We start from the raw sequence: 13,227 nt of genomic DNA, 5'->3' as shown, positions 1-13,227 counted from the left end.
GAGTGATGAAATGAAAGTTCGAGCTTCCGTGAAGAAGATCTGCCGTAATTGCAAGATCGTCAAGCGTAGTGGCGTTGTGCGCGTTATCTGTGTTGAACCAAAACACAAACAGCGTCAAGGCTAAGAAAGAAGTTTGGTCAGCTCAATAATGGGCTGGCCAAAAATATTGTTTGCAAATCTGTCGTCTGTCGAGTATCCTTTCGGGCTTTTCGCAGATGGCCTTTAACTTTAAGGAGTGCATAGTGGCCCGTATCGCTGGCATTAACATTCCTGATCAAAAGCATACAGTCATTGCATTGACTGCAATTTTTGGTATTGGACGTACACGCGCTAGAGCAATCTGCGCATCTACTTCAATTGCTGAAGATGCTAAGATCAAGGAATTGAGCGAAGCTCAAATAGATATCCTACGCGAAGAAGTCGCCAAATACACCGTAGAAGGTGACTTGCGTCGTGAGATTTCAATGAACATCAAGCGTCTTATGGACCTTGGTTGTTATCGTGGTCTCCGCCATCGTCGTAGCCTGCCTCTTCGTGGGCAACGTACTAAGACCAATGCGCGTACGCGTAAAGGTCCACGTAAACCAATAAGAAAGTAACGGGAAGGTAAACCAAAATGGCTAAAGTTCCGTCACGTTCTCCGCGTAAGCGCGTACGTAAACAGGTTGCAGATGGCATGGCTCATATCCATGCGTCTTTCAACAACACAATTGTCACCATTACAGATCGTCAAGGTAATGCGTTGTCATGGGCTACCTCAGGTGGTTCTGGTTTCCGTGGTTCACGTAAATCAACGCCATTCGCTGCACAGGTTGCTGCTGAGCGTGCAGGTATTGCTGCTCAAGACTACGGTGTTAAAAACCTTGAAGTTTTCGTGAAGGGTCCAGGTCCAGGTCGTGAATCAGCCATTCGTGCGCTGAACGCTGTTGGTTATAAAATAACTAACATTACCGATGTGACGCCTATCCCTCATAATGGCTGTCGTCCACCTAAAAAACGTCGTGTATAACACTGCGTATATAGGATAGTTGGAGAAAGATCATGGCAAGATACTTGGGTCCTAAGCTCAAGCTCAGCCGCAGAGAAGGTACAGACCTTTTCCTAAAAAGCGGTGTGAGAGCAATCGATTCGAAGTGTAAGCTTGAAGCTGCACCAGGACAACATGGCGCACGTAAGCCACGTTTGTCTGAGTACGGTTTACAGCTACGCGAGAAACAAAAAGTTCGTCGTATTTACGGTGTGTTAGAAAAGCAATTCCGTAATTACTACAAAGAAGCTGCACGTCTAAAAGGTAATACTGGTGAAAACCTATTACAACTTTTAGAAGTCCGCCTAGATAACGTCGTTTATCGTATGGGTTTCGGTTCTACACGTGCAGAATCACGTCAGCTAGTAAGCCATAAATCTGTTATGGTTAACGGTCGTGTTGTTAACATTCCGTCATTCAAAGTGTCTGCGAATGATGTTGTAAGCATCCGTGAAAAGTCTCGTACTCAAGCTCGTATTAAAGCGGCTTTAGAAGTGGCTGGTCAACGCGAGAAGCCTACATGGGTAGAAGTCGACAGTGCGAAAATGGAAGGTGCTTTCAAGCGTATTCCAGAACGTAGCGATTTGTCTGCGGATATTAACGAACAGCTGATCGTCGAGCTTTACTCTAAGTAAAGCTAACAAACAAGAGAGGACACAATGCAGGGTTCTGTTACAGAATTTCTTAAACCGCGTCTCGTTGATATTGAGCAGGTTAATTCAACTCGCGCCAAAGTTACACTAGAGCCACTCGAACGTGGTTTTGGCCATACCTTAGGTAACGCGTTGCGTCGCATCCTATTGTCGTCTATGCCAGGCTGTGCAGTTACTGAAGTCGAAATTGACGGCGTACTGCATGAGTACAGCAGTAAGGAAGGCGTACAAGAAGATATCCTTGAGATATTGCTTAATCTTAAAGGATTAGCAGTGACTATCGAGGGTAAAGACGAGGCTTTGCTTACATTAAGCAAGTCCGGCACAGGCCCTGTTACAGCAGCAGATATCACACATGATGGTGATGTTACCATTATGAATCCTGATCATGTTATCTGTCACTTGACCGGTAATAATGATATCAGCATGCGTATCCGCGTTGAGCGTGGTCGTGGTTATGTGCCTGCTTCGGCTCGTGCACAAACTGAAGACGATGATCGCCCAATTGGTCGCCTGTTGGTTGATGCTTCATTCTCGCCTGTAGCTCGCATTGCTTATAATGTAGAAGCTGCGCGTGTAGAACAGCGTACTGACTTAGATAAACTTGTGATTGATATGACTACCAATGGTACTATCGATCCTGAGGAAGCAATTCGTCGTTCTGCAACAATTTTAGCTGAACAGCTAGATGCGTTCGTAGAGTTACGTGATGTTACTGAGCAGGCTGTTGTAGAAGAGAAACCGGAGTTTGATCCGATTTTGCTGCGTCCTGTCGACGATTTAGAGCTAACTGTACGTTCGGCTAACTGTTTAAAAGCCGAAGCGATTCATTACATCGGAGATCTGGTACAACGCACTGAAGTTGAGCTGCTTAAGACACCTAACTTAGGTAAGAAATCTCTTACTGAAATCAAGGATGTTTTAGCGTCTCGCGGACTGTCGTTAGGTATGCGTCTTGAAAACTGGCCTCCAGCTAGTTTAGCAGACGACCTATAAGTCTCAGGTTAGTACAGATTTAGGTTATAAGGATTAGGTCATGCGCCATCGTAAGAGTGGTCGTCAACTAAACCGCAACAGCAGTCATCGTCAAGCTATGTTCCGTAACATGGCTTGTTCAATAGTTCGTCATGAGATTATCAAGACAACTACTGTTAAAGCGAAAGAACTGCGTCGCGTAGTTGAACCTCTAATAACACTTGCTAAAGTTGACAGCGTTGCAAATCGCCGTTTAGCTTTCGCTCGTACTCGCGACGCTGAAGTCGTAGGTAAGTTATTTACTGAATTGGGTCCACGCTTCCAGGAACGTCCTGGTGGTTACACTCGTATTCTTAAGTGTGGTCTACGTGCCGGTGATAAAGCCCCAATGGCTTACATCGAACTAGTAGGTCGCCCTGAAGCTGCTGAAGCTGTTGAAGTTGAAGCTGCAGAGTAATTATTAATTACTCAATTAAAAACCGAGCTTAGGCTCGGTTTTTTTATGTCTATATTTTTTACAGACATTGTTATGCCATTCCGCATAACTAAGTGATCATCGTTGCCCATTGTCGATTGCATATTGTTTTACACGCTCTTTATCTTCAATGAATGCATTCCATGCCTCACTACAGGCGTCGACTATTGACTCGTAACCTTCTAAGCAACGATTAGCTAACCTATGCAGCCTTAACTAACTCCAAACTTGCTTAATTGGGTTAAATTACAGAGAATAAAGCGGTAGCTTTATGCTAGAAAGGTTCTAAAATCATCTGTAATATCATTAGCATGCCAACTTGCGCCATCCATTATGACGACTGCATAGCGCCCGCTTGATGTCGCCATGGAGATTTAACTCAAGTGTTGTCGCATGACCTCTTTCTTGATGTAAGGTGAAACGAAGGCCTTAGTTGCTCCATTTCTCGGACAAACCGCACCCAAAAGATGAACGTACTCGAATCGCTTTTGCCTCACTTTCTTCATTCGAGACAATCAAAACTTAAAATGATGCGCGAAGTAAAGAAAGCAAACCGAGGCTTTAAAATGAGTGAATTATGCCGAGTATTCGAGATCAGTTGTAGTAGTCTCTATTACAAACCAATCCCCAAAAGCGTTGAAAAACAAGCTCAGATACAATTGATAGAGCAAGCTTTCTCTGAGTCACATTCGACGTTTACCATTTATGATGATTTATCTTAATTGGTGCTATATTTTTTAAGATTTGTTGCTTCGGAAAGTTGTCTTGGCTAGAATTTTGACATGCAGGTATATACGTAAGCTACATCAAGAAAAATGCCAATCATCAGATTGGCATTTGTCTTTTTAAATATCCACAAGAGTTAAAGTTGACTATTAATATTTATAGCCTTCAGCTTGTTTTTCAGAATACTCTGGTTTTTCGTGTTTTTGTCCCATTGCCTCCGCTACTTCAGGTGGCATGTAGTTTTCATCGTGCTTTGCTAATACTTCTGTTGCTTCCAGTTTACCTGACTCAACTAATACGCCTTGTGCTACGATGCCTTGTCCTTCTCGAAATAGATCTGGTAGTAGGTCATCGAAAGTAACTATGATTTCACCGCCAGCAGAATCGTGCACTGCAAACTCGACATGAAGGCTATTTGGATCGCGCTTCATTGAACCAACGGTTACCATTCCACCTACTCGGATACGTTGTCCGACTTCTGGCATAACACCCGTGTCGTTCTTTCCGTGGGTAATTTCGTACGGAGTATAAAATAAATTAAGGTTTGAATTTAATGCATAGAGTAAAAGTGATGCAACGGCTGCTACACCGGCAATCAACGCTACCGCTAAGGTTAATCTCTTTTTACGTCTTGGATTCACGATTAGTACCTCTTGTTTCTTTAAGGCGTTGTTCACGCGTTATCTTTTTAGCAATTTCTATTAATACTTTACGTTTTTGTCTTATGCTTAGGGTTATTAATGTGGCCAAGCAGCCAAATGTCACACCATAAGACAACCATACATAAAACGCATAGCCACCCATATCTATAAAATCTGCAAATGAATCAAACTGCATTACTTGGCCTCCTCTGCAGTGGCGAGTTCGCGTACCCATGGACGCATACCGTTACGAGCTAGGATTTCTGTTCTATAACGAACGAGTGTTATAGCGCCTATCATCATGCCAAAACCAACAATATTGATCAGTAATGGATATAACATGTCGCTCGACATGGTTGATTTTTCGGTAATTTTAATTGTGGATGGTTGGTGTAAACTGCTCCACCAATCAACAGAATACTTAATGATTGGAATATTAATCACACCTACTATTGCAAGAATTCCAGCAGCACGAGCTGCAAGGACTTTATCTTCAAATGAGGCGTATAAAGAAATCACCCCAAGATATAAGAACAGTAGCACCAGCTCTGATGTTAGGCGTGCATCCCAAACCCACCAGGTGCCCCACATCGGTTTACCCCATGCCGCGCCAGTTAATAGAGCGATAAAAGTAATGACTGCACCAATCGGCGCAATTGCCGCGGCTGCCCAGTCTGCGGACTTAATTTGCCAAACAAGACCAATAAATGAGGCTGTTGCCATACCCATGTACGCTGCCATAGACATTGAGGCTGCAGGGACGTGGATGAAGATGATGCGATAGCTATCTCCTTGCTGGTAATCAGTTGGGGCAAAGAGTAATCCCCAAATGCTGCCTGTACCCACAAGCAATATTGCTAATATAGAAAACCATGGCAACAAAGTGCCAGATAATTTATACGCCCGTTCGGGGTCTGCGTAAGAATGTAGCCATTTCCACATTAGTTTGTACTCACACGTAAAGAGGCGCCAATTGCAAAAGGTGCCAAGATTAAAGAACCGACCAACATTGCCGCTAGAATTGCAAGTTGACCATCATAAGCTAGGTTTAGCCCGGCTGCATCAATGGCGCTCGTGGCAAAAATAAGCACCGGAATATATAAGGGTAAAATCAATAAGCTCAGTAACACGCCGCCTTTCCTAAGGCCAACAGTTAAAGCCACGCCAATCGCTCCGAGTAAAGATAACACTGGGGTGCCTAGTGCTAGCGTTGCCATCAATGCACCATAGCTATTGCTGTCTAAGTGAAGTAATACAGCAAGCAATGGTGCAACTAAAATTAAAGGTACTCCGGTTAATATCCAATGAGCTAATACTTTCGCCAATACTAATAATGACAGAGGTTGAGGGCTTAATAGCATTTGCTCTAGGGTGCCATCGTTATAATCAGCTTTAAATAAACGCTCAAGCGACAACATTGACGCTAAGAGTGCTGCAACCCAAATAATCCCAGGGGCGACTCGGGTGAGCACTTGTGGTTCAGGCCCAATTCCTAAAGGGAACAAAGTCACAACCAATATAAAAAACAATAGTGGATTGAAAATATCCCCACGATGGCGGATAGCAATGCGCAAATCACGCTGTAAGAGCGTCATGAATGCCGCGGTATAACTAATTCCTCGTTTCATTCAGATACCTTATGCGAAGCGATAGTCGAGCGTGATTTTACGTAATATGTCATCACTAATAATGCTCATATCTTGGTGTGTCGTTAAAATGACACATCCTCCAGACTTAGCATGATGAATAAATAACTGCTCTAACTCTTCTACGCCTTTTTTGTCTATAGCGGTAAAGGGTTCGTCCAAAATCCATATTTTGCAATTGCTGTGTTGTAATCTAGCGAGTGCGGTGCGTCGATGTTGTCCTGCAGACAAATGTCCGGCAAGGGCTTCTTCAAATCCAGCTAGGTTTACTTTAGCGAGTAACTCCGTGGTATCGAAGTCATCATATCCACTGATTCTTAAATTGAAGTTAAGATTTTCTTCTGCTGTGAGTTCACTTTTTACACCGGCTAAATGGCCTAAATAAAGTAAGTCATGATTGAACTCATCACGGCAACGTGTAATGTCGTCACCTAGGTATTGTACTTCTCCAGCGTATGGACGTGACAGACCCGCAATGATGCGTAATAAACTTGTTTTACCTGCGCCGTTAGGACCTTCAATTTGGACGATATCACCCGTATTAATAGTAAAACTGAGTCCATCAAATAATATGCGTTCCTCACGAATACAGGTTAATTCGTTGGCACTTAACAGTACTCTTGGTTGATTTGATATGGTCACTTATCCCTCTTAATTTACTCGTGAGGATGAATTCGAAATGATACTAACACAAAGGCATTTGTCGGTTTAGCTTTGTCTCAGACTAAGTGCTAGCAATTTGATATAGTTCCAAAAAAAACAATATCAATTGAACTTTTTTAACAATTACTAATATATTACCTGAACTAGCCAGATTGTCTTGATTTAGAGACCAAGCTGAGATTGTTATCACAAAAAGATGAGTTTTTTTGCTATTTGTAGTAATCTAGTTGTGCTAAAAAGAGTCTGCCTTCTAAATCAAAGGGCAGCGTTAAGCTTTGTATATTTGCAATTAGGAACGTTGAACATGAAAAAATTGTTAGCAATGACTGCAGTAGCTGCATTAACTTTGTCTGCGAATGTGTTTGCTCAAGAAGGTGAAGCTATTTACAACAAAGCGTGTCAAGTATGTCACAGCATGGGTGTGGCCGGTGCGCCAAAAGTTCATGATACTGCTGCTTGGGAACCACGCCTAGCTAAAGGTTTAGATGCCTTAGTGGGTTCTGTTAAGTCTGGTTTAAATGCAATGCCACCAGGTGGTATGTGTACAGATTGTACAGACGATGATTACAAAAACGCTATCGAGTTTATGTCTAAGTAATTTTTCGACTAAACCAAAAACCGGCTTATTAGCCGGTTTTTTTATGGGTGCTTTTTGGGAGATTTAACGATTGCTATATAAAACGTGTTACACAGCAATCATTTTTAATCTATCGCTTGTGTTATTGTACTAGCGTATCTAACGTTAATGTAGCGCTTCCACCTACTGCAATAGCATCAATAGTGCCCTTCAAGTCACCAGTTTGCGGTTTAACACTACCATTTTTAGATAGTACCGCAATTACTTCAACTTCTTTAGCTGAGCTTAAGGTTAAATCGCCGCCCATTGAGGTACTATCATCTAGGGTAATAGTTGTAGGGAGATTAGCTGCACTCACTTTCATTGCTGCTAGCGGTACTTTTGGACCCTGTGTAGCACGGGCAAAGATAAACACAGTGTCTGTATCGCTCACTTTGTCTGCTAGCTCGCTTGAGATAACCACTTCAATAGCAAGTGTTTTGGTGTTAATAGCTTTTACTGCGCTATGGTTAGCATCATCAGGCATCGTAGCGTCTGCTGTTTCACCCATGCGCATCTTCGCCGATTCAATTGCATTCATTAATGCTGTGCGATCAACGTCGTTACGGTCGCTGTCTAAAATCATCTGCCAAGCGTCAATGGCTTTGTTGTAGTCAGCCGTAAAAAACGCATCCATTCCCACGAGTAATAATGTTGATGGGTCTTGGGGATCTAAAGCTAGAGATTGATCGATAATCGTTTGAATATCAGGCGTAATTTTCTGACCAGCTTTGTAATAAAGTGCTGTTGCTTTAGGTCCGAGTAATTCTGCGTGCGTACCAACTAATGCCATGACTTTATCAAACGCCGCTACTGCTTTGTCGTATTGGTTTGCTGAGACATAAGCATGACCGAGACTAAACCAAGCTTGGCTGTTATCTGGTTCTGCCTGAACTTGTGCTTCCATCATTTGCACGCGTTGCGACATAATTTGAGCAGGATCCATTCCTTGATGAGGATTGTTTGCTTGAGGTGGGTTGGCTATTTCATTATAAGCACCAAGTTGTTGATAAAAATAACCTGAAATGGCAAGCAAACAAATGGTCATAAAGGCAGGCCATAAAGCACTTTTAGGTTTAATCTCAACGTCTAATGAGTCGTCACCTTCCTGCTTCATATCTTGCAATAAATTGATTTCAAGCTCTTTTTTTAGTGCATCAAATTCGGCTTTATCGAGCAATTCATCTTGTAGCTCTTTTTCGAGTATTGCTAAACGCTCACCATAGAGTTCAAGGTTGGTCTGTTTACGAACGCCAGCCTCCTCTGCTTGGAGCAGTTTCTGTTGACGAAAATGAGGAACCCAAATCATGATTAGGCCGATGAGTACGACAAGCGCAATAAAAATCCAAAATGTGGTCATTGTATAAATATTCACTTTTAGGTTAACAAAAGAAGCGGGGTTTACCGCAGTGCTTGGAAGTTTGATTATACGTAAAGATTATTAATTGAATAGTAATATAAGGAAGATATGAATCCAAATCCTGAGAGTTGCGTACTGGTTCACAGATTAGATGTGTTTGTTAATTTGTATGAAACTTTATAATTAACCTTGTGTCACATGCCGTAGCTAGAAATTCATTTTGATGGCTTAGAATGTTTATAATGAGACTAGTGACCCAGTTTTGTACGAAAAGGGCAGACAGATGCAATAGCAAGTTCTAAAATGCGTTAAAATTCGTTTAAGCTAATGTGCGTATATTAGTTTCAATGCATTAATTGATACTGTCGTGGTTTGTTTGTTTCAGATCCGCTTAATTATTTAGACTAAGGAATACCCATGATTCCAGAACTTGGACATTTCTCGCTAATTCTCGGTTTGGCTTTTGCCATACTGTTAGCTAGCGTGCCTTTATTCGGCTCCGCTCGTAAAGATCAGTATCTAGTTCGTTATGCCTGGCCACTGACTTACGGTATGTTTTTCTTTATCAGTCTATCTGTTATTACCTTAGCCTACAGCTTTGCGACAGATGACTTCTCTGTTGCCTACGTCGCGCATCATTCAAACTCACAGTTACCCATTTTCTTCAAAATCGCCGCAGTTTGGGGTGGTCATGAAGGATCCTTATTGTTTTGGGTTTTTGCTTTATCTGTCTGGGCAATGTCTGTCGCCATCTTTAGTAAAGGCTTAGAAGAAGTCTTTACCGCAAGGGTGTTGTCTGTCCTTGCAATGATTGTTGTTGGCTTTACTTTATTTATGGTCTTGACTTCTAGTCCATTCGAACGGTTATTTCCGATCCCAATGGAAGGACGTGATTTAAACCCAATGCTGCAAGATGTGGGGCTGATTTTCCATCCTCCAATGCTATATCTGGGTTACGTGGGGTTCTCAGTATGTTTTGCATTTGCTATTGCAGCACTAATGAGTGGTCGACTTGATTCTGCATGGGCACGCTGGAGTCGTCCATGGACACTCGCAGCCTGGATATTTTTAACCGGTGGTATTTCACTGGGGTCTTGGTGGGCATATTACGAATTAGGCTGGGGTGGCTGGTGGTTCTGGGACCCAGTTGAAAACGCATCATTTATGCCTTGGTTAGTCGGTACTGCATTATTGCATTCATTGATTGTGACTGAAAAACGTGGTGCATTCCGTAACTGGACTGTATTACTGTCAATCTTTGCATTCTCATTAAGTCTGTTAGGTACCTTTATTGTTCGTTCCGGTGTACTCACATCAGTGCATTCATTTGCTGCCGACCCAAGTCGTGGTTTGTTTATTTTACTATTGCTCGGTATTGCCGTCGGTGGTTCATTGACCCTATTTGCCTTCCGCGCGAGCGAAATGAGTAGCCCTGCACGCTTTGAACTAAAATCAAAAGAAACCATGTTGCTTATCTGTAATGTATTACTCACAGTTGCGGCAGGTACGGTATTACTAGGCACATTATATCCATTACTGATCGATGCGTTAGGCATGGGTAAAATCTCAGTTGGACCTCCATACTTTAACGCTGTATTCGTACCTATCGTACTTGTGCTGTTTGGCTTTATGGGCATTGGTCCAATCATTCGGTGGAAAAAATCAAAAGCCGGTGAAATTAAACGTCAATTATTAGTACCTGCAATTATCTCATTAGTAATTGGTGTAATTGTGCCGTTTATTGCTGGTGGTGAGTTTAATGCTTGGGTTATGGCAGGTGTCGCAGCAACTTCCTGGATTATGCTATCAACACTTCGCGCTGGATATAACATTGTTAGCCAAAAAGAGGGTGGTATTAGCCTGAGCAGAATCAGTCGTAGTCAGTTAGGTATGATGATTGCTCACTTTGGTATTGCAGTATCGGTGCTTGGCGCAACAATGGTATCTAACTACTCAATTGAAAAAAGCGTTCGCATGGGACCTGGTATCTCACAAGAGTTAGCGGGTTATACATTTAAGTACTTAGAAACTAAAAATGTAGTCGGTCCTAACTATACTGCGCAACAAGGTCAGATTGAGATTTATAAAGGCGATGAATTTATCACTTTATTAAAACCAGATCGTCGCCAATACAATGTGCGTACTATGGACATGACTGAAGCAGGTATCGATTGGGGACTATTCCGTGATTTATATGTCACCATGGGTGATCCAATTAGTTTAACTGAGTTTGCTGTTCGCCTTAATTACAAGCCATTTGTTCGTTGGTTATGGTTTGGCTCTATCTTTATGATGGTGGGCGGATTCCTTGCTGCATCTGATAAGCGTTATCGTATAAAGCAAGTGGCACAGCAGCAAGAAGCAGCTAAAGCAAAATTAGCGACAGCATAATCACTCGGAGAGACTATGAAGAAGTTTGTACTGTTTATACCCCTAGTCATATTTTTGGGTATGGGCGTGTTCTTATATAAAGGATTATTTTTAAATCCAAAAGTGCTGGATTCTGCCTTAGAAGGAAAGCCCATACCGGCTTTCCAACTAGAGCGACTTGAAGTAGCGACTGAAATGCTGACTGAGCAAGATCTCAGCGGTAAAGTGTCAATCCTAAATTTTTGGGCGACATGGTGTCCAGCCTGTAAATATGAACATCCCTATTTGATGATGCTATCAAAACGTAATCTATTACCTATATATGGTATCAATTATCGTGACGAACGTGCATTAGCAATCAAGGAGCTACAGACTCAAGGTGATCCTTATACTTTGAATGTCTTCGACAAAGATGGCAGGTTAGGTTTGGATCTTGGTGTATATGGCGCACCAGAAACATTTATTGTCGATCATAATGGCATTATACGTTATCGCTATGCGGGCCCAATTGATCAAACCGTTTGGACGCAAACGTTATATCCAATGATCCAACAACTCCAAACCGAAGCTAAAGCAGATGGGGCATCTTAATGAACATGGTGACTAAATTATTACTTTGTTTTGCTAGCGTACTATTTACGGTCTCAGTTTATGCTACGCCAGTAGATACATACGAATTTAAATCTGCAGATAACCAAGAGCGTGCGTTGTCACTGGCGCATCAATTACGTTGCCCACAGTGTCAGAATCAAAACCTAGTGGATTCCAATTCACCTGTAGCACAAGATTTACGTTTTGAAGTTTATAAAATGGTCGATAGCGGTAAAGCTGATTCTGAAATTATCGACTTTATGACAAGTCGTTATGGTGACTTTGTTCTCTATAAGCCAAAGCTTGATGCTAAAACCTATGTGTTATGGTTAGGCCCAGCAGGCTTATTAGTGTTTGGTTTGCTTATCGGGTTTATATTCGTACGTAGACAACGAATTCAACCTGCTGAGGCTGAAGCACTCACACCAGAACAACAGGCTGAGCTTGACGCACTACTGAATAAAGACAAGGCTAATAAATAATAGCGTGGAGTAACAACATTGAAAAAGTGGCTTGCGATAATCGTATTCAGTGCAGTGCTAATAAGCATGACAAATATGGTGAGTGCATATCCAGGTATGCAAGCACAAACTAAACAAGTCACGCAAACTACTCTCGACAGAATCAATGTTCTGCCACAACCGTTTCCAATTGCACTAGTGGACTTCACTAATGCAATTGGTCAACAAGTTAACTTCGAACACTATAAAGGCAAGGTTGTTGTTGTGAACCTTTGGGCCACATGGTGTCCACCTTGTGTAAGAGAACTTCCAGCATTACATCGTTTAACCCAAGCGCTCAATGCTGAGCAATTTGCACTGTTACCCATTTCAATCGATGCCGACTCAGCAGTGGTAAAACCTTTCTTAGTTGAGTTGGGATTACCTTCATTTAATTCCTACTTTGATCCACAGCAAGAGTTACGTGATGTATTTCCGCTAGATACAATACCTGCAACATTTATCTTAAATGAACAAGGTGAGCTTGTAGCCTACGTGCGTTCATATGTCGACTGGGACGATGAAAACGCGATAGCCTTTCTGACTCAATTCAGGAAAAGCACCGAAAAAGCACAATAAACCAGCAGAAAAGCACTTAAAAAGCCTAAAAGGATCGTTTTTGGTGAAAAGATCGCCAAGCGATCCTTTTTTGTTTAAAAAGGGGTTGCACTAAATCTCTCGGTGCCTATAATGCGCATCCACTGACACGGCAGACAGCGAAAGCGGTCATCGGGTTAGGTTGAATGAAGTGCTTCAAAACACAGAATTCAAGGCGAAAAGAAAGTTTGAAAAAACACTTGACGCCGACACGGGAAAGCGTAGAATACGCAGCCCAAGCCGACGACCTAGCGTCAACGGTCACTAAGCGAAAGATTGATTCTTTTGGTATTAGTACGCTCTTTAACAATCTAAACAAGAAATCTGTGTGGACATTCACAGGTATTGAGTTATTCGAAATTGTCTTCTTGTTCTTCGGAATGTAGG

The 13,227-nt window shown here is 42.2% G+C and carries 17 protein-coding genes and 1 pseudogene; 12 read left to right on the top strand and 6 right to left on the bottom strand.

Annotated elements, in window-relative coordinates; genetic code table 11:
- The first annotated feature begins 10 nt into the window (after positions 1 to 10).
- From rpmJ to GQA99_RS18375, 7 genes and pseudogenes are all read left to right on the top strand, one after another.
- Positions 11 to 124, top strand: coding sequence for a 50S ribosomal protein L36 (gene rpmJ / locus GQA99_RS18405; RefSeq protein ID WP_006083579.1), 114 nt, complete (start codon positions 11 to 13; stop codon positions 122 to 124).
- Positions 125 to 242: 118 nt separating this feature from the next.
- Entirely contained in the window at positions 243 to 599 is a 357-nt protein-coding gene (rpsM, locus tag GQA99_RS18400; RefSeq protein WP_011635660.1) for a 30S ribosomal protein S13, read from the top strand.
- Positions 600 to 616: 17 nt separating this feature from the next.
- Positions 617 to 1,009, top strand: a complete 393-nt coding sequence (rpsK, locus tag GQA99_RS18395; RefSeq protein WP_011635661.1) for a 30S ribosomal protein S11 — start codon at positions 617 to 619, stop codon at positions 1,007 to 1,009.
- A 32-nt stretch (positions 1,010 to 1,041) separates the two neighbouring features.
- The gene (gene rpsD / locus GQA99_RS18390) at positions 1,042 to 1,662 is read left to right on the top strand and encodes a 30S ribosomal protein S4 (protein WP_160056419.1); all 621 of its coding nucleotides are present in this window, start codon (positions 1,042 to 1,044) and stop codon (positions 1,660 to 1,662) included.
- A gap of 24 nt (positions 1,663 to 1,686) precedes the next feature.
- Complete coding sequence (locus GQA99_RS18385; protein ID WP_160056417.1) at positions 1,687 to 2,676, top strand: DNA-directed RNA polymerase subunit alpha; 990 nt, start codon at positions 1,687 to 1,689, stop codon at positions 2,674 to 2,676.
- A 40-nt stretch (positions 2,677 to 2,716) separates the two neighbouring features.
- Positions 2,717 to 3,112: a 50S ribosomal protein L17 gene (gene rplQ / locus GQA99_RS18380; RefSeq protein ID WP_160056416.1), complete on the top strand. Its 396-nt coding sequence runs from the start codon at positions 2,717 to 2,719 to the stop codon at positions 3,110 to 3,112.
- 515 nt (positions 3,113 to 3,627) lie between these two features.
- A pseudogene (locus tag GQA99_RS18375) lies at positions 3,628 to 3,828 on the top strand (IS3-like element ISSde8 family transposase); the annotation flags it as partial.
- 177 nt (positions 3,829 to 4,005) lie between these two features.
- On the opposite strand, the gene ccmE reads toward GQA99_RS18375, so the two are convergent.
- Genes ccmE through ccmA form a run of 5 tightly spaced genes read right to left on the bottom strand, consistent with a single transcriptional unit; the run spans position 4,006 to position 6,785 of the window.
- Positions 4,006 to 4,497, bottom strand: coding sequence for a cytochrome c maturation protein CcmE (gene ccmE, locus GQA99_RS18370; protein WP_160056415.1), 492 nt, complete (start codon positions 4,495 to 4,497; stop codon positions 4,006 to 4,008).
- Positions 4,481 to 4,693, bottom strand: a complete 213-nt coding sequence (ccmD, locus tag GQA99_RS18365) for a heme exporter protein CcmD (protein ID WP_160056413.1) — start codon at positions 4,691 to 4,693, stop codon at positions 4,481 to 4,483. Before ccmD ends, ccmE begins: the two co-directional genes overlap by 17 nt.
- Positions 4,693 to 5,439, bottom strand: coding sequence for a heme ABC transporter permease (locus tag GQA99_RS18360; RefSeq protein WP_160056411.1), 747 nt, complete (start codon positions 5,437 to 5,439; stop codon positions 4,693 to 4,695). The genes ccmD and GQA99_RS18360 overlap by 1 nt, the downstream gene beginning before the upstream one ends.
- Positions 5,439 to 6,125, bottom strand: a complete 687-nt coding sequence (ccmB, locus tag GQA99_RS18355; protein WP_160056409.1) for a heme exporter protein CcmB — start codon at positions 6,123 to 6,125, stop codon at positions 5,439 to 5,441. Before ccmB ends, GQA99_RS18360 begins: the two co-directional genes overlap by 1 nt.
- A gap of 9 nt (positions 6,126 to 6,134) precedes the next feature.
- Positions 6,135 to 6,785, bottom strand: a complete 651-nt coding sequence (gene ccmA, locus GQA99_RS18350; protein WP_160056407.1) for a cytochrome c biogenesis heme-transporting ATPase CcmA — start codon at positions 6,783 to 6,785, stop codon at positions 6,135 to 6,137.
- A gap of 325 nt (positions 6,786 to 7,110) precedes the next feature.
- Here ccmA and GQA99_RS18345 point away from each other — a divergent pair, with 325 nt between their 5' ends.
- Positions 7,111 to 7,404 (top strand): c-type cytochrome, encoded by a 294-nt coding sequence (locus GQA99_RS18345; RefSeq protein WP_160056405.1) that lies wholly within the window; start codon positions 7,111 to 7,113, stop codon positions 7,402 to 7,404.
- Between the two features lie 121 nt (positions 7,405 to 7,525).
- Here GQA99_RS18345 and ccmI read toward each other — a convergent pair whose 3' ends face one another.
- Positions 7,526 to 8,782, bottom strand: a complete 1,257-nt coding sequence (gene ccmI / locus GQA99_RS18340) for a c-type cytochrome biogenesis protein CcmI (protein WP_160056403.1) — start codon at positions 8,780 to 8,782, stop codon at positions 7,526 to 7,528.
- Between the two features lie 417 nt (positions 8,783 to 9,199).
- On the opposite strand from ccmI, the gene GQA99_RS18335 reads away from it, so the two are divergent.
- From GQA99_RS18335 to GQA99_RS18320, 4 genes are read left to right on the top strand one after another with little or no spacing between them, the layout of a single operon-like run.
- Positions 9,200 to 11,173 carry a heme lyase CcmF/NrfE family subunit gene (locus GQA99_RS18335; RefSeq protein ID WP_160056401.1) on the top strand — a complete coding sequence of 658 codons (1,974 nt, stop codon included), beginning with the start codon at positions 9,200 to 9,202 and terminating at the stop codon, positions 11,171 to 11,173.
- Between the two features lie 15 nt (positions 11,174 to 11,188).
- Positions 11,189 to 11,743 carry a DsbE family thiol:disulfide interchange protein gene (locus GQA99_RS18330; protein WP_160056399.1) on the top strand — a complete coding sequence of 185 codons (555 nt, stop codon included), beginning with the start codon at positions 11,189 to 11,191 and terminating at the stop codon, positions 11,741 to 11,743.
- Positions 11,743 to 12,225 carry a heme lyase NrfEFG subunit NrfF gene (gene nrfF, locus GQA99_RS18325; RefSeq protein WP_160056397.1) on the top strand — a complete coding sequence of 161 codons (483 nt, stop codon included), beginning with the start codon at positions 11,743 to 11,745 and terminating at the stop codon, positions 12,223 to 12,225. Before GQA99_RS18330 ends, nrfF begins: the two co-directional genes overlap by 1 nt.
- A gap of 18 nt (positions 12,226 to 12,243) precedes the next feature.
- Positions 12,244 to 12,822, top strand: a complete 579-nt coding sequence (locus GQA99_RS18320) for a TlpA family protein disulfide reductase (RefSeq protein ID WP_373291456.1) — start codon at positions 12,244 to 12,246, stop codon at positions 12,820 to 12,822.
- Positions 12,823 to 13,227: the final 405 nt, after the last annotated feature.

Source organism: Shewanella litoralis (genome assembly GCF_009828585.1).
Taxonomy (GTDB): domain Bacteria; phylum Pseudomonadota; class Gammaproteobacteria; order Enterobacterales; family Shewanellaceae; genus Shewanella; species Shewanella litoralis.
Note: the sequence above shows the minus strand (reverse complement) of the source record. Positions and strands in the feature narration are given on the sequence as shown.

Excerpts from the sequence above, each read along its gene's own strand:
- rpmJ (WP_006083579.1), top strand. The coding sequence starts at position 11 with ATGAAAGTTCGAGCTTCCGTGAAGAAGATCTGCCGTAATTGCAAGATC.
- rpsK (WP_011635661.1), top strand. The coding sequence starts at position 617 with ATGGCTAAAGTTCCGTCACGTTCTCCGCGTAAGCGCGTACGTAAACAG.
- rpsD (WP_160056419.1), top strand. The coding sequence starts at position 1,042 with ATGGCAAGATACTTGGGTCCTAAGCTCAAGCTCAGCCGCAGAGAAGGT.
- GQA99_RS18385 (WP_160056417.1), top strand. The coding sequence starts at position 1,687 with ATGCAGGGTTCTGTTACAGAATTTCTTAAACCGCGTCTCGTTGATATT.
- rplQ (WP_160056416.1), top strand. The coding sequence starts at position 2,717 with ATGCGCCATCGTAAGAGTGGTCGTCAACTAAACCGCAACAGCAGTCAT.
- ccmD (WP_160056413.1), bottom strand. The coding sequence starts at position 4,693 with ATGCAGTTTGATTCATTTGCAGATTTTATAGATATGGGTGGCTATGCG.
- GQA99_RS18360 (WP_160056411.1), bottom strand. The coding sequence starts at position 5,439 with ATGTGGAAATGGCTACATTCTTACGCAGACCCCGAACGGGCGTATAAA.
- ccmB (WP_160056409.1), bottom strand. The coding sequence starts at position 6,125 with ATGAAACGAGGAATTAGTTATACCGCGGCATTCATGACGCTCTTACAG.
- GQA99_RS18345 (WP_160056405.1), top strand. The coding sequence starts at position 7,111 with ATGAAAAAATTGTTAGCAATGACTGCAGTAGCTGCATTAACTTTGTCT.
- ccmI (WP_160056403.1), bottom strand. The coding sequence starts at position 8,782 with ATGACCACATTTTGGATTTTTATTGCGCTTGTCGTACTCATCGGCCTA.
- GQA99_RS18335 (WP_160056401.1), top strand. The coding sequence starts at position 9,200 with ATGATTCCAGAACTTGGACATTTCTCGCTAATTCTCGGTTTGGCTTTT.
- GQA99_RS18330 (WP_160056399.1), top strand. The coding sequence starts at position 11,189 with ATGAAGAAGTTTGTACTGTTTATACCCCTAGTCATATTTTTGGGTATG.
- nrfF (WP_160056397.1), top strand. The coding sequence starts at position 11,743 with ATGAACATGGTGACTAAATTATTACTTTGTTTTGCTAGCGTACTATTT.